Annotated in this window: 2 protein-coding genes; both read right to left on the bottom strand. The window is 51.7% G+C overall.

The window, feature by feature from the left end; translation table 11 throughout:
• Nucleotides 1-308: 50S ribosomal protein L19 (gene rplS / locus QMM04_RS22760; protein WP_282997141.1), on the bottom strand; the 308-nt coding region annotated here is incomplete at its 3' end.
• 43 nt (nucleotides 309-351) lie between these two features.
• Nucleotides 352-929, bottom strand: a 578-nt coding sequence (gene trmD / locus QMM04_RS22755) for a tRNA (guanosine(37)-N1)-methyltransferase TrmD (protein WP_282997140.1), incomplete at its 5' end; no start/stop codon positions are given.

Genomic DNA, 929 nt, shown 5'->3' with positions numbered 1-929 from the left:
CGCTCACGCAGGTAGTACAGTTTGGCTTTACGCACAGCACCACGACGTTTGACAGTAATGCTGTCAATTACCGGAGAGTGAGTCTGGAAGACACGCTCAACGCCTTCGCCGTTTGAAATCTTACGAACAGTGAATGCAGAGTGCAGACCGCGGTTACGAATAGCGATAACCACGCCCTCGAATGCCTGCAGACGTTTCTTAGAACCTTCAACGACCCATACTTTCACTTCCACGGAATCACCCGGACGGAATGAAGGTACGTCCTGCTTCATCTGCTCTTGTTCAAGTTGCTTGATAATGTTGCTCATAATTAAATCTCTATATCCTGGGTAAACTGATAGTCAGGGAAGATTACTCTTCCACCTGATCGTTTTGTTGCTGCTGATGTTCCCGTTGGAACTCATTTAGCAACCGTGCTTGCTCTTCAGTCAGAGCCAGGTTTTCCAGAAGTTCAGGTCTTCTTAGCCAGGTACGGCCCAGCGACTGTTTCAGGCGCCAGCGGCGAATATCGGCATGGTTGCCCGACAGCAGAACTGGCGGAACCTCCATCCCCTCTAACACTTCAGGTCGGGTATAGTGCGGGCAATCCAGCAAACCCTCCGAGAACGAATCCTCATCGGCTGACGCCTGTTTCCCCAGCACGCCAGGAATAAACCGGGCGACCGAGTCAATTAACGTCATCGCTGGCAGCTCACCGCCACTGAGCACGTAATCACCGATTGACCATTCTTCATCAATCTCAGTGTGAATCACACGCTCATCTATCCCTTCATAACGACCGCAAACCAGAATTAACTTCTGGCTGGTCGCCAGTTCGCAAACGCCTTGCTGGTCAAGTTTGCGACCCTGAGGTGAAAGATAAATCACCTTAGCGCCTTCTCCCGCCGCCGCTTTCGCTGCGTGGATAGCATCCCGTAAGGGTTGCACCA

This window comes from Pantoea sp. Pa-EAmG (assembly GCF_030024295.1).
GTDB lineage: Bacteria > Pseudomonadota > Gammaproteobacteria > Enterobacterales > Enterobacteriaceae > Pantoea > Pantoea dispersa.
The sequence above is the reverse complement of the archived record's forward strand: the minus strand, read 5'-3'. Positions and strand labels throughout refer to the sequence as shown.